Annotated in this window: 24 protein-coding genes and 1 tRNA gene; 19 read left to right on the top strand and 6 right to left on the bottom strand. The window is 72.1% G+C overall.

Going from position 1 to position 26,670, the window contains the following annotated elements; translation table 11 throughout:
- Positions 1-18 precede the first annotated feature (18 nt).
- Together CJ197_RS03950 and CJ197_RS03945 are read left to right on the top strand one after the other, a co-directional pair.
- Positions 19-1,725 (top strand): AMP-binding protein, encoded by a 1,707-nt coding sequence (locus tag CJ197_RS03950; protein WP_102235445.1) that lies wholly within the window; start codon positions 19-21, stop codon positions 1,723-1,725.
- A 14-nt stretch (positions 1,726-1,739) separates the two neighbouring features.
- Positions 1,740-1,952 carry a CopG family transcriptional regulator gene (locus CJ197_RS03945; RefSeq protein WP_102235558.1) on the top strand — a complete coding sequence of 71 codons (213 nt, stop codon included), beginning with the start codon at positions 1,740-1,742 and terminating at the stop codon, positions 1,950-1,952.
- A gap of 16 nt (positions 1,953-1,968) precedes the next feature.
- Here the strand turns inward: CJ197_RS03945 and CJ197_RS03940 are convergent.
- Positions 1,969-2,041, bottom strand: a tRNA-Arg gene (locus CJ197_RS03940).
- Between the two features lie 82 nt (positions 2,042-2,123).
- Here CJ197_RS03940 and CJ197_RS03935 point away from each other — a divergent pair.
- Both CJ197_RS03935 and CJ197_RS03930 read left to right on the top strand, forming a co-directional pair.
- Positions 2,124-3,560: a nitrilase-related carbon-nitrogen hydrolase gene (locus tag CJ197_RS03935; RefSeq protein ID WP_102235444.1), complete on the top strand. Its 1,437-nt coding sequence runs from the start codon at positions 2,124-2,126 to the stop codon at positions 3,558-3,560.
- A 9-nt stretch (positions 3,561-3,569) separates the two neighbouring features.
- Positions 3,570-4,289 carry a copper resistance CopC family protein gene (locus CJ197_RS03930; protein ID WP_102235443.1) on the top strand — a complete coding sequence of 240 codons (720 nt, stop codon included), beginning with the start codon at positions 3,570-3,572 and terminating at the stop codon, positions 4,287-4,289.
- Between the two features lie 92 nt (positions 4,290-4,381).
- Here the strand turns inward: CJ197_RS03930 and CJ197_RS03925 are convergent, their stop codons facing one another.
- Positions 4,382-4,582 (bottom strand): antitoxin, encoded by a 201-nt coding sequence (locus tag CJ197_RS03925; RefSeq protein WP_102235557.1) that lies wholly within the window; start codon positions 4,580-4,582, stop codon positions 4,382-4,384.
- A 246-nt stretch (positions 4,583-4,828) separates the two neighbouring features.
- On the opposite strand from CJ197_RS03925, the gene CJ197_RS03920 reads away from it, so the two are divergent.
- From CJ197_RS03920 to proC, 5 genes are all read left to right on the top strand, one after another.
- A complete protein-coding gene (locus CJ197_RS03920; RefSeq protein ID WP_102235442.1) occupies positions 4,829-5,617 on the top strand; it encodes a DeoR/GlpR family DNA-binding transcription regulator in 789 nt (262 codons plus the stop codon).
- An 87-nt stretch (positions 5,618-5,704) separates the two neighbouring features.
- Positions 5,705-10,303 (top strand): hypothetical protein, encoded by a 4,599-nt coding sequence (locus CJ197_RS03915; protein ID WP_102235441.1) that lies wholly within the window; start codon positions 5,705-5,707, stop codon positions 10,301-10,303.
- Positions 10,300-10,488: a hypothetical protein gene (locus tag CJ197_RS03910; protein WP_102235440.1), complete on the top strand. Its 189-nt coding sequence runs from the start codon at positions 10,300-10,302 to the stop codon at positions 10,486-10,488. The genes CJ197_RS03915 and CJ197_RS03910 overlap by 4 nt, the downstream gene beginning before the upstream one ends.
- Complete coding sequence (locus CJ197_RS03905; protein ID WP_102235439.1) at positions 10,485-11,420, top strand: DUF368 domain-containing protein; 936 nt, start codon at positions 10,485-10,487, stop codon at positions 11,418-11,420. Before CJ197_RS03910 ends, CJ197_RS03905 begins: the two co-directional genes overlap by 4 nt.
- A 22-nt stretch (positions 11,421-11,442) precedes the next feature.
- Complete coding sequence (proC, locus tag CJ197_RS03900) at positions 11,443-12,297, top strand: pyrroline-5-carboxylate reductase (RefSeq protein ID WP_102235438.1); 855 nt, start codon at positions 11,443-11,445, stop codon at positions 12,295-12,297.
- Between the two features lie 65 nt (positions 12,298-12,362).
- On the opposite strand, the gene CJ197_RS03895 is transcribed toward proC, so the two are convergent.
- Together CJ197_RS03895 and CJ197_RS03890 are read right to left on the bottom strand one after the other, a co-directional pair.
- The gene (locus CJ197_RS03895) at positions 12,363-13,028 is read right to left on the bottom strand and encodes a TrkA family potassium uptake protein (protein ID WP_102235437.1); all 666 of its coding nucleotides are present in this window, start codon (positions 13,026-13,028) and stop codon (positions 12,363-12,365) included.
- A gap of 113 nt (positions 13,029-13,141) precedes the next feature.
- Positions 13,142-14,578, bottom strand: coding sequence for a TrkH family potassium uptake protein (locus CJ197_RS03890; protein ID WP_369801473.1), 1,437 nt, complete (start codon positions 14,576-14,578; stop codon positions 13,142-13,144).
- 136 nt (positions 14,579-14,714) lie between these two features.
- Between CJ197_RS03890 and CJ197_RS03885 the strand changes: the two genes are divergently transcribed.
- The 4 genes from CJ197_RS03885 to CJ197_RS03870 all read left to right on the top strand — a co-directional run bounded on the left by CJ197_RS03885 (position 14,715) and on the right by CJ197_RS03870 (position 19,751).
- On the top strand, positions 14,715-15,989 hold the full coding sequence (locus CJ197_RS03885) for an acetoin utilization protein AcuC (RefSeq protein WP_102235436.1): 1,275 nt from the start codon (positions 14,715-14,717) through the stop codon (positions 15,987-15,989).
- 61 nt (positions 15,990-16,050) lie between these two features.
- Entirely contained in the window at positions 16,051-17,826 is a 1,776-nt protein-coding gene (locus tag CJ197_RS03880; protein WP_102235435.1) for a dynamin family protein, read from the top strand.
- Positions 17,823-19,517 (top strand): dynamin family protein, encoded by a 1,695-nt coding sequence (locus tag CJ197_RS03875; protein WP_102235434.1) that lies wholly within the window; start codon positions 17,823-17,825, stop codon positions 19,515-19,517. The genes CJ197_RS03880 and CJ197_RS03875 overlap by 4 nt, the downstream gene beginning before the upstream one ends.
- Before the next feature lie 135 nt (positions 19,518-19,652).
- A complete protein-coding gene (locus CJ197_RS03870; protein ID WP_019174583.1) occupies positions 19,653-19,751 on the top strand; it encodes a 30S ribosomal protein bS22 in 99 nt (32 codons plus the stop codon).
- Between the two features lie 102 nt (positions 19,752-19,853).
- Here the strand turns inward: CJ197_RS03870 and CJ197_RS03865 are convergent, their stop codons facing one another.
- Positions 19,854-20,159, bottom strand: a complete 306-nt coding sequence (locus tag CJ197_RS03865; protein ID WP_102235433.1) for a glutaredoxin family protein — start codon at positions 20,157-20,159, stop codon at positions 19,854-19,856.
- A gap of 98 nt (positions 20,160-20,257) precedes the next feature.
- Positions 20,258-20,788 (bottom strand): YceI family protein, encoded by a 531-nt coding sequence (locus tag CJ197_RS03860; RefSeq protein ID WP_102235432.1) that lies wholly within the window; start codon positions 20,786-20,788, stop codon positions 20,258-20,260.
- 146 nt (positions 20,789-20,934) lie between these two features.
- On the opposite strand from CJ197_RS03860, the gene CJ197_RS03855 reads away from it, so the two are divergent.
- The 6 genes from CJ197_RS03855 to ccsB all read left to right on the top strand — a co-directional run bounded on the left by CJ197_RS03855 (position 20,935) and on the right by ccsB (position 26,641).
- Positions 20,935-21,498, top strand: a complete 564-nt coding sequence (locus CJ197_RS03855; protein ID WP_158239361.1) for a MarR family winged helix-turn-helix transcriptional regulator — start codon at positions 20,935-20,937, stop codon at positions 21,496-21,498.
- An 80-nt stretch (positions 21,499-21,578) separates the two neighbouring features.
- Positions 21,579-22,226, top strand: a complete 648-nt coding sequence (locus tag CJ197_RS03850) for a histidine phosphatase family protein (protein ID WP_102235430.1) — start codon at positions 21,579-21,581, stop codon at positions 22,224-22,226.
- Positions 22,227-22,315: 89 nt separating this feature from the next.
- Positions 22,316-22,870 (top strand): TlpA disulfide reductase family protein, encoded by a 555-nt coding sequence (locus CJ197_RS03845; protein ID WP_233190639.1) that lies wholly within the window; start codon positions 22,316-22,318, stop codon positions 22,868-22,870.
- Positions 22,867-23,697, top strand: coding sequence for a cytochrome c biogenesis CcdA family protein (locus CJ197_RS03840; protein ID WP_102235428.1), 831 nt, complete (start codon positions 22,867-22,869; stop codon positions 23,695-23,697). Before CJ197_RS03845 ends, CJ197_RS03840 begins: the two co-directional genes overlap by 4 nt.
- Positions 23,697-25,448 carry a cytochrome c biogenesis protein ResB gene (locus tag CJ197_RS03835; protein WP_102235427.1) on the top strand — a complete coding sequence of 584 codons (1,752 nt, stop codon included), beginning with the start codon at positions 23,697-23,699 and terminating at the stop codon, positions 25,446-25,448. The genes CJ197_RS03840 and CJ197_RS03835 overlap by 1 nt, the downstream gene beginning before the upstream one ends.
- A complete protein-coding gene (gene ccsB, locus CJ197_RS03830; RefSeq protein WP_102235426.1) occupies positions 25,445-26,641 on the top strand; it encodes a c-type cytochrome biogenesis protein CcsB in 1,197 nt (398 codons plus the stop codon). The genes CJ197_RS03835 and ccsB overlap by 4 nt, the downstream gene beginning before the upstream one ends.
- Positions 26,642-26,670 lie beyond the last annotated feature (29 nt).

Raw genomic sequence — 26,670 nt, 5'->3', positions numbered from 1 at the left:
CCCCTGTGAGGACCCGCCATGGCCACGCCCGAGGATCGCTGGAGCTCCGCCTACGCCGACGGGGTGCGTCGGCGCGGCCTGGACTATCCTTCCGGCTCGCTGATCGACGAGTTCGAGAAGGCGGTGCGCACCTACGGTGACAAGCCCGCCCTGGACTTCTTCGCCCGCCGCACCAGCTACGCCCAGCTCGGCGAGCAGGTCGAGCAGGTCGCATCGAGCCTGCACGCCCTGGGCGTGGGCCCCGGGTCCACGGTCGCGCTGCTGATGCCCACCTGCCCGCAGCACGTCGTCGCGTTCTACGCGGTCCTCGCATGCGGCGGCACCGTCGTCGAACACAACCCGCTGTACCCCACCCAGGAGCTCGCGCCGCTGTTCGCCGACCATCGAGCGGACGTCGCGATCGTGTGGAATGCCGCCGCGCAGACCATTCACGACCTGCCCGCGGAGCACCGGCCGCACACGATCATCGCGATCGACCTGCTGGAGGAGATGACCTGGGCGAAGCGCCTGCTGCTGCGCCTGCCCATCGCTAAAGCCCGCCAGTCCCGCGCTCAGCTGTCTCAGCCCGCCCCGGAGGGGACGCTTGACTTCGCGGACATGCTGCGCGGCGCCGCAGAGTCCGTCCCCGCCGCGAACCGGCCCGCGAATGAGGACGTGGCGCTGCTGCTGTACACCTCCGGAACCACTGGCCGCCCCAAGGGTGTGCCGCTGACCCATCGGAACCTCCTCGCGACCACGACGCAGGCCATCGAATGGGTGACGCCGCTGCAGCCCGGCAAGGAAGTTTTCATGGCCTGCCTGCCGCTCTTCCACGTCTTCGGCTGCTCACTGTCGATGAACGCCGGGCTGACCGTCGGCGCAATGCTGCACCTCATCCCCAAGCCGGAGACCGGGCTGATCTTGGACGCGATCCGGCGGCGCACCCCCACCATGATGATCGCCGTGCCACCGCTGTTCGACCGCGTCGTGCAGGGAGCGCACGAGCGCGGCCAGTCCCTGCAGGGCATCCGCACCGGGATCGCCGGGGCGATGTCCCTGCGGCCCGAGCTCATCGACGCCTGGGAGTCCGCGACCGGTGGGCTGCTCATCGAGGGCTACGGCATGACCGAGTGCTCCCCGATCCTCGCCGGCAACCCGGTGGACGAGACCCGCGAGGCCGGGGCGATTGGCCTGCCGTTCCCCGACACCGACCTGCGCCTGGTGGACCCCGATGACCCCTCGCGCGAGGTCGAGCCCGGACAGCCCGGGGAGATCCTCGCCAAGGGCCCGCAGGTGTTCGGCGGCTACCGCGACCGGCCCGAGGAGACCGCCGCCGCGTTCCACGACGGCTGGTTCCGCACCGGCGACATCGCCGTCATGGCCGACAACGGGTTCCTCCGCATCGTGGACCGCCTCAAGGAGATGGTCATCACCGGCGGTTTCAACGTCTACCCCTCCGAGGTGGAGGACGCGATCCGCGAAGAGGGCTTCTTCGAAAGCGCCGTGGTGGGCTGGGTGGACGAGAACGGCTCCGAAGAGGTGATCGCCGCGATCGTCACCCCCGACGGGGCGCTGCCCGACGTCGAGGCGCTGCGGCAGCGGCTCAAGGAACGCATCGCCGCCTACAAGGTGCCGCGGCGGTTCCATGTGCTCGCCGAGCTGCCCCGCAACGAGATGGGCAAGGTCCTGCGCCGAGAGGTGCGGACGCGGCTCGAGGAGTTCGAGAAGCGACGCCGAGAGGGGTGAGCGCGGCTACAGAGATGACGTTGCAGCTCTCCGCGGAGGACGAGCGGACACTCGCGTGCTTGGCCGATGCCGACGCGGTCACGCCGCAGGAGGCAGTGATCCGCGCGATCCACGAGGCCGCGGCACGGCGCGGCGGTGACGGGAAGGTCGCTGCTGCCTCGGCGCGCGCTCGGGAACGGTATGCCGAGGTGCTGGAGCGATTCCGCGAGACCGATATCACGCACTGACCTGGTCTTCCGCCAGTGCCCCCGAGACGATTCGAACGTCCGACACCCGCTTTAGGAGAGCGGTGCTCTATCCCCTGAGCTACGAGGGCTGATGGGCCGCCGCCGACTTACACAGTGCGCAAACCGGGCGCGGACCGGGGACCATCGTACCGCCCGTGGCAGGATCGACCTATGTCCAGCGCAGCACAGCAGTCCGCTCTTCACACCGCCACCGTGATCCTCGCCGGCGGCGCCGCGACCCGCCTGGGCGGCACGGAGAAGACCCGCATCGCCGTGGCCGGGGCGAGCGCGCTGGAGCGGGTGCTGCGCGCGAGCCCCATCGGCCCCCGGGTGGTGGTGGGACCGCGCGCAGCCGACGGGGACCAGCTCGCCGCCCGGCACGATGCCACCTTCGTGGTCGAAGACCCGCCGCGCTCCGGGCCCGCCGCGGCACTCGCTCGCGGCCTCGAGGAACTGTGCGAGCTCTCGGATGCGGCGCCCGTGCTGCTGCTCGCCGGAGATATGCCGCTGCTGCGCCCCGAAACCCTCGCGCAGCTCGCCGACGGCGCGCGGGCCGGGGGGGTGCATGCCCTCATCGATGCTGCAGGCCGCACCCAGTTCCTCACCGCCGCCTGGCCGCTCGGGCGCCTGCGCGCCGCGCTCGAGGCAACCCGCGGCGCCGATGGCGGATGGGCGGGTATGAGCATGAAGCGCCTATACGCCGAACTGGGCTCGGACGAGCTCACGACCCGCGCGGCGACCGGCGCGGAGGACGCGGACATCGACACCGCCCGCAGCCTCAGCGAGGTCCGTGCCGCCGCCGGGCCGCGGGTCGCGATCGCGCAGATCGAGGTGAGCGAGGCCCCGCACCTCACCGAGCAGCGGATCCGGGAGGCCGCCGCCCGCGCCGCCGAGGGTGGAGCGCGGCTGCTCCTGCTGCCCGAAGCGGTCCTCACCCCCTTCGGCACCGACCTGCACGAGGCTGCTGTGACGCGCGGCGAGGCGTTCGATGCGCTCCTCCAGGAGCTCGCCGAGCAGCATCAGCTCGTGATCGTCGCCGGATCCTTCACCCCCGCCGATGCGGGCCGCGTCCACAACACCGTGCTGGTGCGCGGCCCTGGCGGCACCCCGCACGCCGAGTACCGCAAGATCCACCTGTTCGATGCCTTCGGCAGCGGGGAATCCCGCACCGTCGCCCCCGGCGATCAGCTCGTCACGATCGAGCTGGACGGCACCTGCTTCGGCATCGCCACCTGCTACGACATCCGCTTCCCCGAGCAGTTCACGGCGCTCGCCCGCCGCGGCGCCCACGCGATCCTGGTGCCCGTGGCGTGGGCCGCCGGCCCCGGCAAGCGTGAGCAGCTCCAGCTGCTGCTGCGCGCCCGCGCCCTGGATTCCACCAGCATCATTCTCGCCGCCGACCAGTCCGCGCCCGAGGGCTACGACGGCACTGCCCCGCGCGGCATCGGTCACAGCGCCGCCATCGGTCCCCTGGGGTCTGTGCGTGCCGAGCTCGGGGCGGACCCCGGAATGCTGCTGGTGGACCTGGACCTCGCCGAAGTGGCGCAGGCCCGCCGCGCCCTGCCCGTGCTCGAGCACGCTGTCGAGATCCCCAGCAACCTCGCGTAACCTGCAGGAATGACCCCGCAGCTGATCCGCGTCGTCGGCCCCCGGACACCGCTGGCCTCCGTGGCCGGGGACCGGCGGCCGCGACCCGCCCTCGCCCTCAGCCTGCTGCTTGCGGTGCTGCTGGCGCTCGTGCTCGCGCTGCCCGCACCCGCCCGCGCGCACGACACCCTCATCAGCACCGATCCCGAGGACGGCGCCTCCCTCGAGACCAGCCCCGAGGAGCTCACCCTCACCTTCTCCGGCGACCTGCTGGACGTCAGCCCCGTCGTACGGATCACCACCGAGGACGGCACCCAGCTCGCCGACATCACCCCGCAGGTCGAGGGACCCGCCGTCACCGCCGCGCTCGAGGACCCGCTGCCGCGCGGCACCCACACCGTCGCCTGGCGCGTCGTCTCCGGCGACGGCCACCCCATCGAAGGGTCCTTCACCATCACCGTTGAACAGGGTGAGGAAGCTCCGGCCGGCAAGGGGGACGACGGGGCTGCGGGCACCGAAAGCTCTGACAGCGGCGACGGCAACGACGGCGCCGCTGCCGGTGGCGACGGTGACTCGGCCGACGGGGCTGAGGCGGGCGGCTCCGGTGCTGAGACGGGGGAGTCCACGCCCGGCGCGGGGGAGTCCTCCGATGCCGGGGGCCTGTCCGTGCCCGTCCTGGGGCTGATTCTGCTGGTCCTCGTGGGCGGAGTCATCGCCGCGGCGCTTGGCATCCTGCGCCGCCGCAGCTGAGCCGGGGGCCGCTGGGCGCGAGCCCGCGCATGACGAAGCCCCCGACGCCGCAGCGCCGGGGGCTTCGTCGAATGCTCAGAGAGCCGACAGGATCACTTGTCCTGCTTCTTGTCCTGGCCGCCGAGGCCCAGGTGGTCCTTCGCGGCATCGGAGCCGCGGTCGATGTGCTCGTCGTGCTTGCCGCCCGTGCGCTCCTTGAGCTGATCGGAGGCGGTGTCGATGCCCTTCTCGACCTTGTCCGGGTTGTCGTCGGCGAAGCCCTTGGCCTTGTTCAGTGCGTCGTCGAAGCCCATGATCATGTCCTTTCGTTCGCGTGACCACCCCGGTCGGGGCGACGCAGTCACCGTAACGATGGGCCTCTCGTGATTCAACCGTGACCTGGGTATGACCCGCACGGGTGCGCGAAACTGCGCGGAAGCGCCGCAGCTGACCATGATCTGAGCAATACTCGCTGCGTGAGTGCGAGCGGTCCCGCGTCCCCGAACAGCCCCACACGCCCCACCGGCCCCACAACCCCCGCAGAACCAGCCACCCGCGGCATGTCCCGCAGCGCCCGCTGGGACCATGTGCTGACGCAGCTGTCCGCCACCCGGCAGCTCTCTGTCTCGCAGGTCGCCGCGGAGCTCGGCGTCAGCGAGTCCACGGTGCGGCGCGACTTCGTGGAGATGGAGCGCGCCCAGCTGGCCCGCCGCACTCACGGCGGCATCGTCGCCGTCGACGTCGCCTACTCCCTGGCCGCCGGGCCGCGCAAGGCCGATGAGACCGCCGCCGCCCGTGAACGCGTCGCCACCTGCGCCGCCGCCCTCGTCGAGCCCGGGCAGATCATCGGCGTCAACGGCGGGCGCAGCACGAGCTCCACCGCCCGACGCATCCTCGCCCGCCCCGACCTCGACGCCCGCGATGGACGCCCGGGCCTGACCATCGTCTGCGCCGCGCTGAACATCGCCACCGAAGCGGTGCTGCGCCCGAACGTGCGCACCGTCGTCCTGGGCGGTGTCGCTGAGCCGTACTCCTTCGAGCTCACCGGTCCGCTGGCCACTGCGACCATGCGCGACCTGTGGCTGGACACCATGTTCGTCGGGACCGTAGGGCTCGATGTGAAAGCCGGGCTCACCTGCAACTCCGAGGCCGAAGCCGGGGTGACCCGCACGATGATCGGCCACTCCCGCCGCGTCGTCGGCCTCGCGAGCGCCGACAAGGTCGGGCATCGGGCGCTCGCCGGGATCTGCCCCGTAGCGCTGCTGACCGACCTGGTCATCGCCGGGCCCGTCCCCGCGGACCTGCGCGAGCACCTCGCGGAGAACTCCGTGCGGCTGCACGAAGTGTGAGCGCGCGGGGCCCTGTGACGAGGACCGGAAGCAGTCCCCGGCACGCCTGCGCTGGTGGGGGCCGCTGTCCCGGTAGCGTGAGGCGCCATGTGGAGTTTCCTGCGCGGCAAGAAGCGTGCCGAGAAGCGCGCCGAGTCCCCGGCTGAGCCGACGACGCGGCGCGAGGACGCCCTGTCCGCCCTCGCCGCGGAACGCCGCGAGGTCGCCGCTCAGCGCGAGCGCGAGCAGGCGCAGGCCGACGAGACCGAGCGTGCCGAGCGCACTGGTCGCGCCGCCCGGAAGGGCCCCCGCGGTGAGACGGCTGCCGATGTGCCGCACAGCGACGTCGATGTGGTGCTGGATCCCCACGCTGAGGACGTCGGCGCCGGGATCGCCCCCGAGCAGGACGAGGCGGAGCTGCTCGCCCCGCGCCTTGCGGACCGCCCCCTGACCCGTGAGGACCGAGTGGCCGATGCCCTGGATCGCTGGGCCCAGCAGATCGCCGGTGACGACACCGCCCCGTCGTTCCTCACCCAGATCCGCGGCGCCGGTGTGGTGCTGGACCTCACCCACTCCCATCCCTCCGGGCTCGCCCAGCTGCTGGCCGGCCGCGGCCCCACCCGCCTGTCCTCCCTGGTCCGCGAGGTCGGGGCGCTCGCCGACGCCCGCGCCCACGCCCGCACCATCCGCGAGATCGCCGAACGGCACGCCGAAGAGGTGGGCCTGACCACCTGCCACCTCGGCATCGGCGAGGCGATCTGGCATCCGGCCGACGGATCCGAACCGATCCACGCCCCCGTGCTCGTGCGCCCCATCACCCTGCGGCTGCGGGGCAACGCCCGCGAGGACGTGGACCTCGAGGTCGACGCCACCGCGGACCTGAACCCCGTGCTGCTGCGCGCCCTGCGCGACTCCGGCGTGGCGGTCGATGCCCGCGCGCTGCTGGGCACCACCGATGGCCCCCACGGCTTCGACCCCACCCCGGTGCTCGACGCCTTCCGTTCGCTCGGCCAGCCGCTGCCCGGCTTCACGATCCGCCACGCCCTCGTGGTCGGGAACCTCATGGACGCCGCCGGTTCTGTCGCCGCAGATCTCGCCCACGACCAGGAGGACTGGGCCGCCAGCGACCTCATCGCCGCCCTCGCCGGGGACGCCGAGGCCACCGCCGCGCTGCGCGAGAAGCGCGAGCAGGCCCAGGTGGAAACCGTCCCGGAGGAAGAGCTCGTCGCGGCCGTGGACCCCGAGCATCGCTCCGTGCTCGAACAGGTCCTCACCGGGCAGGACCTCGCCGTGCCCGTCGCCCCCGGCACGACGGGGCTCGACCTCGTGGTGGACCTCGCTGCGGAGCTCAACGCCCGCGGCCGCAGCGTGCTCATCGTCTCCCAGCGCCGCCGCAACCTCGCCCAGCTGGTGCGCACCGCCCAGGAGCGCGACCTCGATGAACTGGTCTTCGACCTCTCTCCGGACCCATCGCTGCAGCGCAACGCCTCCGCCGCCCTGCTGCGCAGCCTTCGCCGCGCCGGCACCCACGGCCTGACCGACGCCGACGCCGCCCCCGCGGAGCTCACCGAGAGCCGCGACATCCTGGTGGGGCACGTCGAGGCGATGCACCGCCAGCAGGAGCCCTGGGGTGCATCCGCGCATGAAGCGATCAGCGCCCTCGCCGCCCTGACCCGCCTGCACCCGGCCCCGCGCACCGCCGTGCGTCTGCCCGCCGACGTGGCCGCGAGCATGGTCGGCTCCGAGCGGGAGCGCTACGCCGCCTCCCTGCGCGAGGCCGCTGAGGTGGGTGTGCTGACCGCGGGCCCGGAGACCAGCGCCTGGTACGGCGCGCCCATCAGCTCCGACACCCAAGCCGCCCGCGCCGAAGAGCTCGTGGATCAGCTGCATGAGGAGACCCTCCCGCGGCTGCGCCGCGCCTGCGCCGCCGCCGGCAGCGAGCTCGGGCTCGCCGAGCCCACTACCCTCGAGCAGCTGCAGCGGCGCCTGCGCCTGCTGGACCGCGTCCAGGGGCTGCTCGCCACATTCCAGCCCGCCGTGTTCTCCGCCCCCGTGGCCGATTTCGTGGCCGCCACCGCGGACAAGCAGTGGCGCGAGGAGCACGGTGTGACGATGGGCTTCGGAACCCGCCGCCGCCTGCGCAAACAAGCCCAGGCTCTGCAGCGCCCCGCCGCGCTGTCCCCGGACCTGCACCGCGACCTGCTGGAAGTGCGGGCCGTAGACGCCCAGTGGCGGGAGGCCACCGCCCCCGCCCCCGGGGAGCGCAGCAGCCGCCCCAGCGTCCCGAAGGACCTCGAGGCCGTCCACCGCGCCGCGCAGAACACCCAGAGGATCCTCGATGAGCTCGCGGTGCTGCTGGACGGCACCGAGATGGGCACCGACCTCGCGAGCACGGAGCTGGAGGAGCTCGAGCGCCGCACCGCCGCACTTCGCGATACCCGCGAGGACCTTGCGACCCTGCCGCGCCGCACCGAACTGCTGCGCCGCCTGAGCTTCGACGGCCTCGGAGAGCTGGTCGAGGACCTGCGCTCCCGCCGCGTCCCGCGCGAGCAGGTGACCGATGAGCTGGAGCTCGCCTGGTGGCGCAGCGTCCTGGAGCTCATCGCGGGCGCCGAGCCGACCCTCTCCCAGTACGACGGCACCTCCCTGTCCCAGGTGGCCGAACGGTTCCGCCGCCTGGACGCCGAATACCTCGCGGCCTCCTCCGCACGCGTGCATGCCGCCGCCGATGAGACGCGCGTGGCGACGATGAAGGCCTACCCGGACACCTCCCGTTCGGCGATCGCGGAGCTCACCCGCTCCTCCACAGTGTCCATCCGCGACCTCGCCGCGAAGTACGAGGACATCCTGTTCGCGGCCCGGCCCGCCTGGCTCGCCTCCCCGTACCTGGTGCCGCAGGTCATCCCGCGCGGACGGCACTTCGATGTGGTGATCGTGGCCGACGGGGGCCGTCTTCCCACGGCCGCCGCGCTGCCCTCGATCGTGCGCGGCACCCAGACCATCGTGGTGGGCGATGTCCTCGAGTACGGCGGCGAGGAATCCGCGAGCGTGCTCGAGGACATGCTGCGCATCGCCCCGCACCATGAAGTACGGCGGGACCCGCATCCCGCCACCGAGGGCATGCGCGCCTTCGCGCAGCGCCGCGGTCTGGTGGGCCCGATCCGCACCGTGCCCAGCCCCGTCGGCCTCGAACAGGACCGCCTGCTGGTGGTCGAGGACGCCCGCGGCCCCGTCACCGAGGGCCGGGACTACGTGGAGAGCACCGAGGCGGAGCTGCGGCGCGTCACGGACCTCGTCATCGAGCATGCCCGCACCCGGCCCGAACGCTCCCTGGCGGTGCTGACCATCACCGAACCGCATGCCCGGCGCCTCATGGAGCGAATCATGCACACCGTCGCGGTGATCCCGGCGCTGCGCGAGTTCTTCGACCCCGCCGCGACCGAGCCCTTCGTCGTGGTGCCCGCCGCACAGGCCGCCGCCGTCACGCGCGATGACGTGATCATCTCGCTGGGCTTCGGCAAGACCCCGCACGGTCGCGTGCTGCACAACTTCGGGCCGCTGTCCTCGCCGAGCGGCCGCAAGGCCCTGGCCACGGTGATCACCCGCGCCCGCGGCCGCACCACGCTCGTCTCGGGCCTGGCGGTGCAGGAGCTGGACCACGCCCGGCTGCGCACCGACGGCGCCCGCGACCTGCGAGCCCTGCTGTGGGTGCTGCAGGGCGGCGCGGATGTGCCCGTGGTGCCGCAGGTGGCGCAGCTGTCCGGGGAGGACACCGAGGTGGCGCCACCCGTGGTGGAAGAGGCCACCCCCGCGCCGGAAGACGAGGAGCCGACGGGGACGGAGCCGGAAGCGGTCGACGACCCCGCAGCGGGCAGTGAGCCCGCCGAAGCGCCGGATGCGATGTCCGATGCGGACCTCGATGCCGCGATCGACGCTGTCCTGGCCCGCAAGACCGCGGGCCCGGTCGCGGAGGACGCGGACGAGGGTGAGGCGGCCGAGGAGCCGGCGGACGCGGACGCGGCGCAGCCTGCTGCGGAACCGGTGGCGGACGCTGCGCCGACGTCGGACCCGGAACCGGCTCCCACCGAGGACTCCGCCCCGCGGCCGCTCGAGACCGACGCCCTCGTCCACGACCTCGCCGACCGCCTGGCCCGCCTGGGCCTGCTGATCGAACGCGACTTCGGCACCGGGGAGGACCGGATCGAGCTGGCGCTCGGACACCCGGACCTGCCCGGCCGCCTGCTGCTCGCGGTGGACACCGACGGCGATCACTACGTCGCCACCCCTAGCCAGCGTGAGCGCGACCGCCTGCGGGCGCAGCGCCTCGAGGAGGCCGGCTGGGCCACCGAGCGCGTGTGGTCCTGGGCGCTGTTCATCGACCCCGACGGCGAGGCCGAGCGGATTCGCCGCGCCCTGGACCGGGCCCTGCGCCTGGTCGAGGCCGAGGAGTCCACGAGCTCCCCGTCGGGCGTGGGCACCATCCGCCACCGCCTGCCGCGCCCGCAGATCCCCGCCGGCCACCCCCTGTCCTTCTACTCGAGCGAGGACTTCGACGCGGTGGTGGAGTACATCTGCTCCGACGGCCGCGCCCGCCTCGAAGAGCACCTGGCCACCGAAGTTCGCGCCTTCCTGGGCTTCGAGCAGCGCTCCGTGCTGCTGGACGTCTCGGTGTCCTCCGCGATCCGCCGCTACCAGGAGCGGCAGTGACACGGCCGACGGGGGAGAGGCCCCGTCGGCCCTCCCGTGTGGTGATCTCCTCTCTCACCGGCAAGCCGATGGACTGGCCCGCAGAACCCGACGAGGATGAGGCTGGCGCCCCGCGCCGCACACCGACCGCCGATGATGCCCGGATCACCCGGGAGATCCCGCCGCACTGGGGAAAGGGCCGATGAGCACCGAGAACACCACCGCCGTGACCGCCCCTGAGGAGCAGCCGGCGCCGCGCCGCAGCCTGCTCGGGAATCTCGTGCGCGGCGCGCTGATCGGCCTGGTGGAGACCGTGCCCGGCGTCAGCGGCGGCACCGTCGCCCTGGTCACCGGGATCTACGACGACCTCATCGCCTCCGGTCACCACCTCACGTCCGCCGCGAAGAACCTTGTGCTCGGCCCGGATCGGGTGGCCGGAATGCGGCAGAGCCTCGCCCGGGTCTCCTGGCGCCTCGTGATCCCGCTGGTGATCGGGATGGCGCTCGCGGTCCTCACGATCGCCGGGCCGATGGCGCACCTGGTGGAGACCTATCCCGCGACCATGCGCGCGATCTTCTTCGGCCTCGTCGCCGGGTCCGTGCTGGTGCCGATGCGGCTGTCCGGTGGGGCCTGGCGCGCGAAGGAGCTGGGACTGTTCGCCCTCGGCGTCCTCGGCGGGCTGGTCTTCACCTCCCTTCCCGTCACCTCCCTGGATCCGAGCCCGTGGATCATCGCCCCGGCCGCCGCGATCGCCGTGTGCGCGCTCGTGCTGCCCGGCATCTCCGGGTCCTTCATCTTGCTGAGCCTGGGGCTCTACCAGCCCACCCTGCAGGCCGTGGACCAGCGGGATCTGGGGTACATCGCCTGGTTCGGGCTGTGGGCCGTCATCGGCCTGATCGTCATCGTGCGGGCGATGCGGTACATGCTGGTCCACCACCACCGCGGCACCATGGTGGTGCTTGCCGGGATCATGATCGGCGCGCTGAAGAGCCTGTGGCCCTGGCAGGACGAGGGCGGCGGCCTGCACGCCCCGGGCGGGGACTGGCTGCTCATGCTGGGTCTGGCTGTCGCGGGCGTGCTCGCGGTGCAGCTGCTCGTGGTGCTCGAGAACCGGATCGGCAACCACAGCGCGTCGTGAGCGCGAGCCCTACCCTGGGAGCATGAACACTACCGACACCCCTGACAGCCCCGCTGCCGACCTCCCGGACCTCTCGCGCCTGACCGTCGCCGTGATCGGCGCGGGGAATATGGGCGGGCCCGTGGTCACGAGCATGCTCGCCGCCGGGGTGCCGGGGGAGCGGCTGCGCATCGCGAACTCGACGCCCGCCTCCAGCGAGCGTGCCGCCCAGCAGCTCGGCGCCACCGCCGCCGCCTCCCGGGAGGAGGGCGTGCAGGGGGCCGATGTGGTCGTTCTCGGCGTGAAGCCCTACCAGGTCACGGGCGTCCTCACCGAGCTGCGCGAGCACTTCGGCGCGGACACCCTCGTGCTGTCGCTCGCCGCCGCCGTGACGCTTGATCAGATGGCGGGCGTGCTCCCGGACGGCCAGCCGATCGCCCGCGCCATGCCGAACACCCCCATCAGCGTGGGGGAGGGCGCTGTGGGCCTGATGAGCACAGGCCTCACGACCGCGCAGCTCGAGCTGCTGCACGCCCTGTTCTCCCGCGCCGGCGTAGTCGTGGACATCACCGAGGACCAGGTCCACGCCTTCATCGGCGCCGCCGGGTCGCTGTCCGCCCTCGTGTTCGCCCTCATCGAGGCGATGACCGATGAGGCCGTGCGGGAAGGCCTGAAGCGGGACCTCGCCTCGCAGCTCGTGCAGCAGACCGTCCGCGGCGCCGCCACCATGCTCATCGAATCCGGCACCCACGCCGCCGTCGCGAAGAACGGCGTCTCCAGCCCCGGCGGCACCACCGTCGAGGCTCTCGCCGAGTTCGAACGTCAGGGCGTGCGCGGCGGTATCGCCTCGGCCATGGCGGCGTCGATGGAGCGCTCCCGCGAGCTCACCGGCGACTGATCGAAGCCGCCCGGCCCTCGTCGGTCACCTGGTCCCGGGGCATCCGTCCCCGTCGGCCCCCGCACTCACCCCACCTGCGAGAACCGCTCGATGAGGTCCGTGTGCCCGGAGACGATGAGGATGTCTTGCGCCGCGACCATCGTGGGCGGCTCCGCGTAGGTGAAGTCCTTGCCCGGTGACTTGACGCCCACCACCGTCACGCCGTACTTCTGGCGGATGTCTGATTCGGCGAGCGTCATGCCCTGCACCGAACGCGGCGGACGCATCTTCACGATCGCGAAGTCATCATCGAATTCGATGAAATCCATCAGGCGCCCGGAGAGCAGATGGGCGGCGCGACGCCCCGCATCGGCCTCTGGGTACACCACGTGGTTCGCGCCGATGCGCTGCAGGATCTTCCCGTGCGCGGCGGAGATCGCCTTCGCCCAGATCACCGGCTTGCCGAGGTCCACGAGGTTCGCGGTGATCAGCACGCTCGCCTCGATCGTGGTGCCTACCCCCACCACGGCGTAGGAGAAGTCTGCGGCACCCACCTGCTCGAGCACCTCGAGCTGCGTGGCATCGGCCCGCACCACGTGGGTGAGCTGCCCGGAGTACTTCTGGACCAGCTCCTCATTGGTGTCCATCGCGAGGACCTGCGTCCCCAGCTGCTCGAGGGTCAGGGCGATCGAGGTGCCGAAGCGCCCCAGTCCGATCACGAGCACACCGTTGTCGCGGGCACTGCGGGGCATGGTCCCTCCGAAAATGTGTCGAGGACGGTCACGGTACCGCGCGAGCGCGCGGGCGGGAATCAGGGCCGGGCCAGTCTACGGTCGGGGCCGATGGGGCACTGCCCGGCAGGTGCTCACCCCACGATCGGCCGCTCCTGCGGCAGCTGCACCATCCGCACCCGGGAGCGCACCGCGAGGGCCGCCCCCAGGGTCATCGGCCCCAGCCGCCCCACATACATGCACGCGATGAGCACCACCTTCGCATCCGGCGGCAGATTCGGGGTGATACCCGTGGACAGACCCACCGTGCCGAAAGCACTGAGGGACTCGAACAGGGTCTCATCCAGCGAATACGGCGTCATCCGCAGCAGCAGGAACGTCGCGGCGAACACCACGGCGGTGGCGAGCACCAGCACCCCGATGGCCTGGCGGATCGTCTCATGCGGGATGCGGCGCCCGAACACCTCCACATCGGGGTTGCCGCGAATCTCCGCCCAGATCGACAGGATCAGCAGCGCGAAGGTCGTCACCCGGATCCCGCCGGCGGTGGATCCGGAGCCGCCGCCGATGAACATCAGCAGCTCCATCAGCAGTCGCGCCTCCCCGGTGAGAGCGCCGATGTCCAGGGTCGCGAAACCGCCCGAGCGTGGCATCACCGTGGCGAACAGGCCCGACATGAGCTTGACCTCCACCGAGCGGTCGCCGATTGTCGCCGGGTTCGTCCACTCCATCGCCAGGAACCCGACGTACCCGATCACTAGCAGCAGGCCCGTGGTGACCAGCGTGAGCTTGGCGTGCAGGGACCAGCGGCGCGGAGTGCGCAGCTTCTTGACCAGCACCAGGATCACCGGGAAGCCCAGCGAGCCCACCATCACCGCCAGCGCGATCGGGATCGTGAAGAACGGATCACCCAGATACTGCTCGGTGCCCGCTGGCTCCGGCACGAAGCCGGCATTGTTAAAGGCGCTGATGGCGTAGAAGAACCCCAGGAACAGCGACTCGCCGATGCCGTGCTCGGTGACCACCATGTACGGGGTCAGCGCCACGAACGTCGCCATCTCGAAGGCGGTCGAGGTGATGAGGATGGTGCGCAGCACCCCGCCCACCTCTGCGAGCCGCTCCGCCCGGGTCTCCTTGGCGGTGTGGACCCGCTGCGCGAGCCCCAGCCGGTGCATCACCGAGATCGACAGCAGCGAGGCGACCGTCATCAGCCCCAGGCCGCCCAGCTTCATCGCCGCGATCAGCACCACGAGCCCGAAGGTGGACCAGTGGCTCGCCGTATCCACGGTGGTGAGGCCCGTTACGCAGAAGGCGGAGACCGCCGTGAACAGGGCATCGACGAAGGCGGTGCGCTCCCCGGAGAGGGTCGCCGCCGGCAGGGACAGCAGCGCCGTGAACACCGCGATCATCAGCGTGAACACGACCAGCGCCGCCCGGGCCGGGGTGAGCTTCGTCCATTCCCGCCATCGGTCCTGCTGCCGCTGCTTCATCCTGCTGGACGCTGAGCGGGGCAGGCGCTGCCGGGTGGGGCGCTGCTGATGCTCCAGCCGCGTGTGCTGGTGATCCGACATCGGCCGCCCCTCCTGTCCCACGGTGCCGTTCCTGCGCTTTATCGCCCCTGCGCTGGGCAGCCACACCCCCGCAGGTGTGGTCCACTGTTCGCGCGGCAGTCTACGGCGAGGTCTCGGCCTGGGTACGCTTCACGGCATGCCCGCTGCTGTGCCTCCCACCACCTCGGCGCCGTCCCCGGCCGCCGCCGATCCCGGCTCCACGGGGATCGTGTGGGATGAGGCGCTGCTCGAGTACGACTTCGGGCCCTTCCATCCGATGGCGCCGATCCGCCTGCAGCTCACCCGCACGCTCGCCCGCAGCGCCGGGGTGCTGGAGCGTCCCGGGATCGCGGAGCTGCCCGCCCCGGTGGCCAGCGAGGAACAGATCGCGCTGGTGCATGAGAAGGAGCTGATCGCCGCCGTGCAGCGCGCGTCCGCGCATGAGGGGCCGCTGACCGCCGCGGACCGTGCCGAGCTGATCCGCTTCGGCATCGGCGGTGATGACGTCCCGGCCTTCGCGGGCATGCACACCGCGAGCGCCCGCATCGTCGGTGGCGCGATCGCCGCGATCGACGCGATCCGCGCCGGGCAGGTGCGCCGCGCCGTCCACATCGCCGGCGGAATGCACCACGCCAAACCCGCCTCCGCCTCCGGCTTCTGCGTCTACAACGACGCCGCCGTCGCGATCCGTCACGCCCTGGATGCCGGGGAGCAGCGCGTGCTGTACATCGACGTGGACGTCCACCACGGTGACGGCGTGGAGCGCGCCCTGTGGGATGAGCCGCGCGCGATCACCCTGTCCCTCCACGAGACTGGCGCGCAGCTGTTCCCCGGCACCGGCTTCGTGCAGGATCGCGGCGGGCAGGGCGCCCTCGGCTCCGCCATCAACATCCCGCTGCCCCCACGCACCACGGCCGACGGGTGGGTGCGGGCCATCGGCGCGACCGTCCCCGCGCTCGTGCGCGCCATCCGCCCCACCCTGCTGGTCACCCAGCACGGCGCCGACACGCACCGAGCCGATCCCCTGGCCGACCTGACGGTCACCCTCGAAGCGCAGGTGGCGGTCATGCAGATGCTGAGGGATCTGGCCGACGACGTCTGCGGCGGGCGCTGGCTTGCGCTTGGCGGCGGCGGATACGCCGTGATCGACGTGGTCCCGCGCTCCTGGGCGCAGCTGCTCGCCGTCGCCACCGGCGAGGCACTGCCGCTGGACGCCCGCCTGCCGGAGGATTACCTGGTCGCGGCGGCGCAGGCCCGCGCAGAGCACGGCCTCTCCCCGGAACCGGGACTGGTCATGATGGGCGATGGTCGGCCCCTGCAGGTGCGGGACTGGGAGCTCGGATTCGACCCCGAGGACGAGCTGGACCGCATGATCCAGGCCGCACGTCGCGCCGCCTTCCCCGAATGGGGCCTGGACCCGTTCCTGGACTGAGCCCTGCCACAATGGGCCTGCGCCCCGCCCTGGGGCGCGGCCTCACGGAACGGGGGACCCCATGACCGAGCAGACCGACGCCGCCGACACCGCGACCCCTGCCGTGCTCGACACCTTCGCAGAGCACCTGCGCACCCTCGAGCTGCCCCTGCCGCTCGAAGGCACCGAGCAGGCCCGCGACGAGGCCCGCGCCGCCCAGGCCCAGCTCGCCGACCACGTCATCCCGCGCCTCGAATCCCTGGACGCCCCGCTGCTCGTGGTCATCGGCGGCTCCACCGGTGCCGGCAAGTCCACGCTCGTCAACGCCCTCGTCGGCCGCTCCGTGAGCCGTTCCGGTGCCATCCGCCCCACCACCCGTCGGCCCGTCCTGCTGCACCACAGCGCCGATGAGCCCTGGTTCACCGGTACCCGCATCCTGCCGGGCCTCGCCCGCGTGCATGCCGGGGCGGCGGGGGACGCGGAAGCGCCCCGCCCGGGCGACACCACCGGCGACCACGACCCCGCCACCTCCCTCGAACTCCACGCCGAGGACGCGATCCCCCAGGGCCTTGCCCTGCTGGATGCCCCGGACATCGACTCCGTCGCCACCGGCAACCGCGAGCTCGCCCGCCAGCTGCTGCGCGCCGCGGACCTGTGGCTGTTCGTCACTACCGCCAACCGCTACGCGGACGCCGTCCCGTGGGAGGTGCTGCGCAGCGCCGCCGCCACCGACGTCACCGTCGACGTGGTCATGAACCGCATCCCCGACCGCCCGGGTGTGGCCGATGAGCTCGCCGCGGACCTGCGCGGCATGCTCGAGAAGCAGGGCATCGACGTCGAGCACCTGTTCCTCGTCCCCGAGACCGAGCTCGAGGCCGATGGAATGCTCCCCGCCCGCTTCGTCACCGAGCTGAAGGACCACTTCGCCCACCTCGCCGCCGACTCCGGGGCCCGCGGCCGCATCGCCCGCCGTACCCTTGCCGGGGCCGTCGACTCCCTGGCCGCCTCCGCCGGGGAAATCGCCGCGCATGCCGCCGCCCAGGACCAGGAGCGCACCCAGCTCAAGGAGCAGGCCATCGCGGCGTTCTCCGGGGCGCGCGAGCGCATCGACGACGCCCTCGGTGACGGCTCCCTGCTGCGCGGCGAGGTGCTGGCCCGCTGGCAGGACGTCGTGGGCACCGGCGAGTTCATTCGCGGACTGGAGGGCCTGGTGGGCAGGGTCCGCGACCGCCTCACCCAGGCCCTTGGCGGTAAGCCCGCCCCCGCGGTCGCCGCCGAGCAGGCCCTCGGCACGGGACTGGTGCACGTGGTGATCGATGAGTCCGCGCGCGGCGCTGAACGCGCCGAAGCCGCCTGGCGCTCCACCCCCGCCGGACGGTTCCTCGCCGAAGGGCAGGACCTCGGCCGCATCCCCGACGGCTACGCCGAACAGGTCGCCGCCTCGATCCGCGCCTGGCAGGGCGATGTGCTCGAGCTCGTCCGCGCGGAAGGCTCCGACCGCCGCACCAAGGCCCGCCTCATGTCCCTCGGGGTCAATGCCGTCGGCGTCGCGCTCATGGTCGTCGTATTCACCTCCACCGCCTTCATCCCCACCGGCCTGGAGGTCGGTGCGGGGGCCGCGACCGCCGTCGTCGGCCAGAAGCTGCTGGAGACGATCTTCGGCGACGACGCTGTGCGAAAGATGGCGAGAATCGCCCGGGAACGCCTCACCGCGCGGCTGGATGCCCTGGTCGCCGAACGCTCCGGCCCATTCCTGGACCGTCTCGAGGAGCTGGGTGAGCCCGGCGCGGGTGACGCGCTCGCCGAGGATGCCGCAGCGCTCGCCTCCCTCGCCGCCCGGATCCGGGAGGACGCATGAACACCCGCCCCAGCAGCACCGAGCGCCGCTCCCGCCGTGGCGGCGTGAGCCTGCTCGAGCGCATCGACGCCCTCGAATCCGTGACCGACGCCCTGGAGGGTGTCGCCCCGAGCGGCGCCGTGGACAGCTCCCGCGAGGTCCTCCAGCGCATCGACCACCGCCAGGCGCTCTCGGCCGAGCACACCGTCATCGGCCTGTTCGGTGCCACCGGATCCGGCAAGTCCTCCCTCACCAACGCCCTCATCGGCCGCGAGATCACCCGCGCCGCCGTGCGCCGCCCCACCACCTCCGTGCCCGTCGCCGCGGTGCTCGGCGAACACGACAGCGACCCCCTGCTGGACTGGCTCGAGGTCGAACAGCGTCACCACCTCGACGCCGAGAGCCCGCTCGCCCGCGCGGGCGCGCCGCGCCGCCGCCTCCGGCTCCGCGAGGCCGAGACCGCACCACCCGGACTGATCCTGCTGGACCTGCCGGACCTCGACTCCGTGGAGAGCGCCAACCGGCACATCGCCGAACGCATGACGGGCCTGGTGGACGTGCTCGTGTGGGTGACCGATCCGCAGAAGTACGCCGACGCGGTGCTGCACCACCAGTTCGTGCGCCCCTTCGCCGGGCACGACGCCGTCACCGTGCTGGTGCTGAACCAGATCGACCTCGTGCGCGAGGACGAACGCGAGGCCGTGCTCGAGTCCCTGCGCTCGATCGCCCGGGCCGACGGACTCGACCAGGCCCCGGTCCTCGCGGTCTCCGCAACCACAGGGGAGGGGCTCGAGGAGCTGCGCGAGCTGCTGATCGGCATCGCCCGCAGCCAGGAGGCGAGCGCCGCCCGCCAGCGCGCCGATGTGCGCTCGGCCGCCGAGCAGCTGCAGCAGGCCGCCGACCCCGCCGGGCTGCCCGAACGCGCCGCCCCCGCCGACGTCGATGCCCTCGTCGACGACCTCGCGACCGCGGCCCGCGTGGAGCCGGTCGCGCAGGCCGTCGGCGCCTCCTACCGCATGCGCGCCGCGCGGCGCGTGGGCTGGCCGCCCGTGCGTTGGCTGCGCGGACTGCGCGCCGACCCGCTGCGCCGCCTCGGCATCGGACAGGAACGCGACGGCGAAGGCCTCGAACGCACCTCCCTGCCCGCCCCCGATGCCGCTGCGGCCGCCCGCGCCTCTGGAGGGCTGCGCCGCTTCGCCGATGAATCCTCCGCCGGCGGCGGGGACGCCTGGCGCTCCGCCGTGCGCCGCGCCGCCCGCACCTACGAAGACGAGCTGCCCGACGCCCTGGACCAGGCGGTCGCCGAAGCGGACCTGCGCGCCATGGACCGCTCCTGGTGGTGGCCGCTTCTGGACATCCTGCAGTGGCTTGCGCTGCTCACCTGGGTGGTGGGGCTCGGCTGGCTCGCGCTGAACACGCTGCTGATCTCCCTCGGGGTGCCCCCACCGCCGATGCCGATGGTCGAAGAGCTGTGGATCCCCCTGCCGCTGCCCACGGTGCTCATCGTGCTGGGGATCGCCGTCGGGATCCTGCTCGGCACCGCCGGAGCGGCGATCGCCGCGCTCATCGGGGCGGCGCACCGGCGCCGCGCCCGCCGCGTGCTCACCGCCCGGGTGCGGGCGGTCGCGGAGGATCTCGTGGTGGATCCGGTGGATGCGCAGCTCGCCCGCGCCGCCGACGCTGCGAGAGATCTCGCACTCGCCCGCGGGTGAGGTGCGGGGCGGGCGTGTAGAATCGTGGGTCGACCGTGGCGCCGGACCCGCACGCGCATCGTGCGCCGTCCGCGGGGCCGCGCACTCCAGATCCGCTGACCATCGCAGGCGGCCGCCTGCAGAACTGAGGCACCTATGGGCTCTGTCGTCAAGAAGCGCCGCAAGCGCATGTCGAAGAAGAAGCACCGCAAGCTGCTGCGCAAGACCCGCCACCAGCGCCGCAACAAGAAGTGAGCAGTGGCGTGCCCTGTGCGCGCCGCGCATGACGAAGGGCTCCTGCCGGATCCGGCAGGAGCCCTTCGTCGTCGCTGGGCGTCGTGGGGAGGTGGGAGTGTGTCAACCGCGCCCGAGCAGCCGCTTCCACCAGGGCCGATGCCGCAGCGCCGCCCGCAGCGCCTCCGCCTCGACGCGGTACTTCGCGTGGATCTGCCCGTCGATGATGATCACCGGCACGTCATAGTCGAAGCGCTCGCGCAGCTGCTCGTCCGCGTCGATATCACGCACCTCCACGGTGGTCCCGGCGCGATCGGCCTCCGCACGCACCACAGGCAGCGCCTCCTCGCACAGGTGGCAGCCCTCGCGCGTGAGGTAGAGGACCCGGGCGTCGGGGTCGGTGGGGCGGGGGAGGCGCTCGGTGCTCATGGCCGGGACTCTAGCGGGCATGCGAGCGGGCCGCCCGCAGCATGCGGACGGCCCGTCGGCGCCCCGTTGGGGCGACAGAGCAGATCAGGTGGTGCTCATCAGGCCGCGGTGGGAGCGGTGAACTCCACCTCGATCTGGATGCGCACCTCATCGGAGACCAGCACGCCCCCGGCCTCGAGAGCGGCGTTCCAGGTCAGCCCGAACTCCTTGCGCGAGATCTTGGTGGAGCCGGTGAAGCCCGCGCGGTAGACGCCGAAGGGGTCGGTGGCCGCGCCCTCGTACTCGTAGTCGACAGTCACGGACTTGGTGACGCCGTGCATGGTGAGGTCACCGGTCATCGAGCCATCCTCCATCTTCGTGGAGACGAAGGTGACGGTGGGGAACTGCTCGGCGTCGAAGAAGTCGGCGCTGCGCAGGTGGTTGTCGCGGTCGGCGTTGCCGGTGTCGATCGAGGCGGTCTGGAGGGTGACGTTCACCGCGAGGTCCTTGCCGCCCTCGCCGACGGTGAGCGTGCCGGAGGGCTCGGTGAACTGGCCGCGGACCTTCGAGATGCCCGCGTGGCGAACGGTGAAGGCAGCGGAGGTGTGGGTCGGGTCCAGGGTCCAGGTGCCGGGGGTCAGGTCGCTCATAAGATTCTCCGTGATCGATGGATTGTTCTCGGGGCGCTCCGGGCTCGTGGCCCGGGGTCACCACCGTCTTGCTTGAAAGATAAACTAATCTCGGGCAGGATGGCAACTGCAGAACGAGCCAGACTCAGGAAAGCGTGATGTGCGTCATGAAGTCAACGCCGAGCGGTGAACAGACCCCGCCCCAGCAGCCCGCCCCGGACCGCCCCTCCACGCCGGAGGACCTGTGGCTGAGCCCCAGTGAGCAGGAGGCCTGGCGCATCTTCCTGTACGCCACCACGCGACTGTCCGATCGCTTCTCCGAGGCGCTGCAGGCCGATCCGCAGATCGACCTCGCCCTCGGGGAGTACGAGATCCTCGTGCGCCTGTCCGAGGCCGAACGCGGCTTCCTGCGCATGTCCGAGCTCGCCGACCAGGTCGTCCACTCCCGCTCGCGCCTGACCCACACCATCTCCCGCATGGAGCGACGGGGCCTGGTGGAACGGATTCGCTGCGCCGATGACGGCCGCGGCCGCCAGGCCCAGCTCACCGCCGCCGGCCGGGAGCTGCTCGAGCGGGCCGCCCCCGTGCACGTGCGCTCGGTGCGTGAGCTCCTGCTGGATGTCATCGGCCACGACGATTTCCTCGAGCTGGGCCGCATCCTGGGCCGTGCGATCGACCCCGATGCGCCCGTGGGCGTGGGATCGCCCACCGCCGCTGACCTCCACCGCTGATATGGAGGTTCGATTGGTACCGTGAGGCAGCTCGGCGCCCGGCCGGGCCGCAGCAGCACGGGATCAGGAGGAACGCGCCGATGACCGCGACGACGGTTCACCTCGTACGCCACGGCGAGGTCCACAACCCCGAGAAGATCCTCTACGGCCGCCTGCCCGGGTACCGCCTCAGCGAGCGCGGCGAGCAGATGGCGCAGCTGGCCGCCCAGCACCTGGAGGGCCACGACATCGCCCTCGTGCGCGCCTCCCCGCTGCTGCGCGCCCAGCAGACCGCCGCGCCGATCGCCGCCGCCCACGGCCTCGAGGTCAGCGCCGATCAGCGCCTCATCGAATCCGGCAACCATTTCGAGGGCCACCGGATGGGTCACGGCGAGGCCCGCTTCAGCGACCCCCGCAACTGGCGGTACTTCCTGAACCCCTTCCGCCCCTCCTGGGGTGAGCCCTACCGCGAGCAGGTCACCCGCGTGATCGCCGCCGTGCAGCAGGCCCGCGCTGAGGCCGAGGGCCGCGAGGCGGTGCTCGTGCTGCACCAGCTGCCGATCTGGCTGACCCGACGCAGCGCCGAGGGTAAGCCGCTCGTGCACGACCCCCGTCGGCGCCAGTGCGGCCTGTGCTCGGTGACCAGCCTGCGATTCATCGGCCCCCACCAGTCCGGCGTGGACTACGCCGAGCCCGCCGCCGCCCTGTACGCGGGGGCCGTGGACGCCACCGGGGGGAAGCTCACGTGAGTCCCCAGCCCACCCGTCGGCCCGCTGCTCACCTCGCCCATCCAGCCCGGCCCGCTGCGCGCCCGGCCCGGCCCGCTGCGCGGCGCAGCATTCTCGCCGTCGGCCTGGCCCTGCCGCTTGGCGCGGTGCTGGCCGCGTGCGGCTCCGACACTTCCGAGCGCTACGAATCGGGCTACGTCTCCGGCGACGGCGTGGCCACCGAGATCCCGCCCGCCGACCGCGGGGACGCGGTCGACATCACCGGCACCACCTACGACGGCGAGGAGTTCTCCGCCGCCGATGTGCGCGGCGAGGTGCTCGTGCTGAACGTCTGGTACGCCTCCTGCCCGCCCTGCCGCAAGGAAGCCCCGGACCTGCAGGCCATCCACGAGGACTACAGCGCGCAGAACGTCGTGATGATCGGCGTGAACGTGCGCGATGACGCCGGTCCCGCGCAGGCCTTCGAGAAGACCTACGGCATCACCTACCCGTCGATCCCCGACGAAGGCGCCGAGATCATGTACGCCCTGCGGGGCCAGGTCGCCCCCAACGCCGTGCCCTCCACCCTGGTGATCGACCGCGACGGCCGCGTGGCCGCCCGCATCTCCGGCGCCATCGACCCCTCCGTGCTGCGCACCATGATCGACACGGTGATCGCCGAATGATCCTGGCCGACGAGGGGATCGGCGCCGCGTTCCAGGCCACGGCGCTGTCCGGCTCCCTGCTGCTGGCGATCGCGGTGGCCGCTGCCGCGGGCCTGGTCGCCTTCCTCTCCCCGTGCGTGCTGCCCGTCGTGCCCGGCTACCTCGGCTATGTCTCCGGGCTCGCCGGGCAGAGCGCCACCGCCGCAAGCGGGACCGTCGGCGCCGGTGCCCGTCGGTCCGCCGCCAACGCCCGCCCGCACTCCGGGCGCATGGTCGCCGGGTCCGCCCTGTTCGTCGCCGGATTCACCGTGGTGTTCATGCTGCTCGGCGGGTTCGCGGGCACCATCGGCTACCTGCTGCAGGAACATCAGGTGTGGATCAACCGCATCGCCGGCGCGATCGTGATCCTCATGGGCCTGGTGTTCCTCGGCGTATTCCCGGGGCTCGGCGCGAACCGGCCCGTGACCTCCACCAAGCCCGATGCAGGCCTGTGGGGCGCCCCGCTGATGGGCCTCATCTTCGGCCTCAGCTGGACGCCCTGCATCGGCCCCACCTACGCCGCGATCGTGGCGCTGTCCCTGGATGGCGGCGGCAGCGGCGCGGCGCTGCGCGGCGGCATCCTCGCTCTCGCCTACTCCCTTGGGCTCGGAATCCCCTTCGTGCTGTTCGCCCTGCTGTTCGACCGGGCGCTCGGGCTCAGCCGCAAGCTTGCCCGGCACCGTCGGACCATCGGCCTGCTCTCCGGCGCGCTGCTGATCGCCATCGGTGTGCTGCTCATGACCGGGGTGTGGGCGCAGTGGATGGCCGCCCTGCAGGGCATGATCGCGACTTTTGAACCGGTGGTGTGATGACGGGCAAGAAGCAGCAGACCCCCGGCGGGGCGGGGGAGCACGAGACGCAGGGGCCGACGGGACAGCGACCCGCGGAGCCGACGGGGCCGCAGACAGCGGAGCCGACGCAGGAGTGGAGCAGCAAGCCGGAGGTCGATGGCGCGGGCGTGAACGCCCCCGCGCTCGGACTGCGCGGCACCCTGCTGTTCCTGTGGCGGCAGCTGACCAGCATGCAGACCGCCCTGATCCTGCTGATGCTGCTGGCGATCGCGGCGGTGCCCGGATCGCTGTACCCGCAGCGCGGCGTGAACCCGGCGCTGACTGACCAGTTCCTGGCCGAGAACGGCCGCTGGGGCGAGATCCTCGATGCGCTGGGCTTCTTCGAGGTGTTCTCCTCCCCGTGGTTCTCCGCGATCTACCTGCTGCTGTTCATCTCCCTGATCGGCTGCATCGTCCCGCGCGTGGGCGTGCACCTGAAGCAGCTGCGCGCGAGGCCCCCGCGCACCCCCTCGCGGCTGCGCCGCTTCACCGGCTACACCCGCACCGTGCTGCCCGCTGAGCAGGCCGAGCAGGTCATCGAGGCCGCGCAGACGCGGCTGCGTCGGACCCGCTACCGCACCGAGATCCGCGAGGAGCGCGGCGGCGCCCGCTCCGTGAGCGCCGAACGCGGGCTGCTGCGTGAGAGCGGGAACCTCATCTTCCACATCGCCCTGGTCGGGGTGCTGGTGTGCATCGCCGGCGGGCAGCTGACCACCTATCGCGGCCAGGTCACCATCATCGAAGGCGATAGCTTCTCGAACTCCCTCACGCAGTACGACTCCTTCACCCCCGGCGCCTGGTTCGACCCCGCAGACCTGCCGCCCTTCCGCGTCACCCTCGACGACTTCCGCGCCACCTACGTCCAGCCCGGCGAGGCCGGGACCGTCGGCGAACCGCGCTCCTTCGAGGCCGACGTCGTCGTGACCGAGGAGGACGGCGAGACGATCTCCCGCACCGTCCAGGTCAACAAGCCCCTGCACCTGGACGGCGCGTCGATGTACCTGCTGGGCAACGGCTACGCGCCCGAGATCACCGTCACCGACCCCGAGGGCACCGTCGTCGCTGAGGGCCCCGTGATCACCGTGCCGATGGGGGATACCGGCTACACCTCGCAGGTGGTCATCAAAGCGCCCGATGCACGCCCCGAGCAGACCGCCGTCGTCGGCTTCTTCCTGCCCACCGGCACGATCGACGAGAAGGGCCCGCACTCCCTGTACCCCGACGCGCTGGATCCGCAGCTCGCCCTCACCGTCCACCAGGGCGACCTGGGCCTGGACTCCGGGATCCCGCAGAACGTGTACGAAGTGGACCTCGAGACCCTCACGCCCGTGGTCGGCGAGGACGGCAATCCCGTGCTGATTCGGCTGTACCCCGGGCAGGAGTACGAGCTGCCCGACGGCACCACCGTCAGCTTCGATGGTCTGCGCCGCTACGCCGCCTTCGACCTCGCCCACAACCCCTTCGAGGCCTGGACCCTCGGCTTCGCGCTCGCCGCCACCGGCGGGCTGATGCTCTCGCTGTTCATCCCGCGCCGCCGCGTGTGGGTGCGGGTGCGTCCGGGCGATGGGGGAGCGGTGCTCGAGGTGGCGGGTCTGGCCCGCAGTGATGACCCCGCTCTCGCCGATGACGTGCGCGCGCTGGCGGCAACGCTCGCGAGGGAGCAGGATAGGACGAATGGCTCCCGGCCCGCGCCCGCGGCCGATGACACCCCCGGAGGAGATCCCTCGTGATCAACCAGCAGCTCGCCGAGGTCTCGAACCTCGCCGTCGTGCTCGCGATCGTGCTGTACGTGCTCGCACTCATCGGCTTCGCCGCCGACCTTGCGGGGACGTCGCAGCGCCGCTCGGATGCGCGCCTGGCCGCGCAGGACCGCGCCGAGGCCCTCGAACGGGAGACCGTCGCGGCCGGTACCGGTGGCCGCGGGGGCGGGGTGGCCGGGGCCGATGGGGGCAGCGCGGCCGTCGGCGGTGGTATGGCTGTTGGCGGTGCCGGGGGAGCCGGGCGTGATGCCGGGGTTGCTGTGTCGGGCGGCGCCGATGTTGTTGCGGCGGGCGCTGGGGCCGTGTCAGGCGCTGGTGCTGCGTCGGGGGATGCTGGTGCTGCGTCGGGGGATGCGGGTGCGCGGCAGGGGATGTCTGCGCAGCGCTTCGCCTTCCTGCTGGTGTCCGCGGCGACGCTCATGCACCTGCTGGGCGTGATCACCCGCGCCACCGCCACGCAGCGGGTGCCGTGGGCGAACATGTACGAGTTTGCGACCACGTCCACGGCCGTGGTGACTCTCGCCTTCCTGGTCTTCAGTATCAAGCGTGTCGAGCTACGGGCGCTGGGCACCTTCGTCGTCGGTCCGGTGCTGCTGGTGCTGCTGCTCGCGCAGACCGTGTGGATCGTGCCGGCCGCGCAGCTGACCCCCAGCCTGCAGAACTCGCACTGGATCTACATCCACATCGGCGTGGCGATCATCTCCACTGCCCTGTCGATCCTGGGCGCGGTGATCGCGGGTCTGCAGCTGCTGCAGGCGCGGCATGAGCGGGCCCTCGTGGAGCAGGCGCAGGCCGGGCAGGAGATGCCCGAGCACTGGGGCCGCTTCGGGCATGTGCTGGACCGGCTGCCGTCCTCGACCGTGCTGGAGACCCTGAGCTTCCGCATCCACTCGGTCGCGTTCGTGTGCTGGACCTTCACCCTGATCTTCGGGTCGATCTGGGCGCGCGAGGCCTGGGGCCGCTTCTGGGGCTGGGACCCCAAGGAAGTGTGGACCTTCATCATCTGGGTGATCTACGCGGCCTACCTGCACGCCCGCACCACCGGCGGCTTCCGCGGCTCCCGCGCGGCATGGCTCGCGATCGCCGGCTTCGTGGCCGTGGTCTTTAACTACACGATCGTCAACACCGTCATCAACGGCCTGCACTCCTACTCCGGGCTCTGAGCCGCAGGGCGCGCAGAGGCCGGCCGGGG

Source organism: Brachybacterium sp. UMB0905, from assembly GCF_002871795.1.
GTDB lineage: Bacteria > Actinomycetota > Actinomycetes > Actinomycetales > Dermabacteraceae > Brachybacterium.
This window is presented reverse-complemented; position numbering and strand designations above follow the sequence as displayed.

Bases quoted from the DNA above. Each gene is read 5' to 3' on its own strand.
- CJ197_RS03950 (WP_102235445.1), top strand. From the start codon at position 19: ATGGCCACGCCCGAGGATCGCTGGAGCTCCGCCTACGCCGACGGGGTG.
- CJ197_RS03945 (WP_102235558.1), top strand. From the start codon at position 1,740: ATGACGTTGCAGCTCTCCGCGGAGGACGAGCGGACACTCGCGTGCTTG.
- CJ197_RS03935 (WP_102235444.1), top strand. From the start codon at position 2,124: ATGTCCAGCGCAGCACAGCAGTCCGCTCTTCACACCGCCACCGTGATC.
- CJ197_RS03930 (WP_102235443.1), top strand. From the start codon at position 3,570: ATGACCCCGCAGCTGATCCGCGTCGTCGGCCCCCGGACACCGCTGGCC.
- CJ197_RS03925 (WP_102235557.1), bottom strand. From the start codon at position 4,582: ATGGGCTTCGACGACGCACTGAACAAGGCCAAGGGCTTCGCCGACGAC.
- CJ197_RS03920 (WP_102235442.1), top strand. From the start codon at position 4,829: ATGTCCCGCAGCGCCCGCTGGGACCATGTGCTGACGCAGCTGTCCGCC.
- CJ197_RS03915 (WP_102235441.1), top strand. From the start codon at position 5,705: ATGTGGAGTTTCCTGCGCGGCAAGAAGCGTGCCGAGAAGCGCGCCGAG.
- CJ197_RS03905 (WP_102235439.1), top strand. From the start codon at position 10,485: ATGAGCACCGAGAACACCACCGCCGTGACCGCCCCTGAGGAGCAGCCG.
- proC (WP_102235438.1), top strand. From the start codon at position 11,443: ATGAACACTACCGACACCCCTGACAGCCCCGCTGCCGACCTCCCGGAC.
- CJ197_RS03895 (WP_102235437.1), bottom strand. From the start codon at position 13,028: ATGCCCCGCAGTGCCCGCGACAACGGTGTGCTCGTGATCGGACTGGGG.
- CJ197_RS03890 (WP_369801473.1), bottom strand. From the start codon at position 14,578: ATGTCGGATCACCAGCACACGCGGCTGGAGCATCAGCAGCGCCCCACC.
- CJ197_RS03885 (WP_102235436.1), top strand. From the start codon at position 14,715: ATGCCCGCTGCTGTGCCTCCCACCACCTCGGCGCCGTCCCCGGCCGCC.
- CJ197_RS03880 (WP_102235435.1), top strand. From the start codon at position 16,051: ATGACCGAGCAGACCGACGCCGCCGACACCGCGACCCCTGCCGTGCTC.
- CJ197_RS03875 (WP_102235434.1), top strand. From the start codon at position 17,823: ATGAACACCCGCCCCAGCAGCACCGAGCGCCGCTCCCGCCGTGGCGGC.
- CJ197_RS03870 (WP_019174583.1), top strand. From the start codon at position 19,653: ATGGGCTCTGTCGTCAAGAAGCGCCGCAAGCGCATGTCGAAGAAGAAG.
- CJ197_RS03865 (WP_102235433.1), bottom strand. From the start codon at position 20,159: ATGAGCACCGAGCGCCTCCCCCGCCCCACCGACCCCGACGCCCGGGTC.
- CJ197_RS03860 (WP_102235432.1), bottom strand. From the start codon at position 20,788: ATGAGCGACCTGACCCCCGGCACCTGGACCCTGGACCCGACCCACACC.
- CJ197_RS03855 (WP_158239361.1), top strand. From the start codon at position 20,935: ATGAAGTCAACGCCGAGCGGTGAACAGACCCCGCCCCAGCAGCCCGCC.
- CJ197_RS03850 (WP_102235430.1), top strand. From the start codon at position 21,579: ATGACCGCGACGACGGTTCACCTCGTACGCCACGGCGAGGTCCACAAC.
- CJ197_RS03840 (WP_102235428.1), top strand. From the start codon at position 22,867: ATGATCCTGGCCGACGAGGGGATCGGCGCCGCGTTCCAGGCCACGGCG.
- CJ197_RS03835 (WP_102235427.1), top strand. From the start codon at position 23,697: ATGACGGGCAAGAAGCAGCAGACCCCCGGCGGGGCGGGGGAGCACGAG.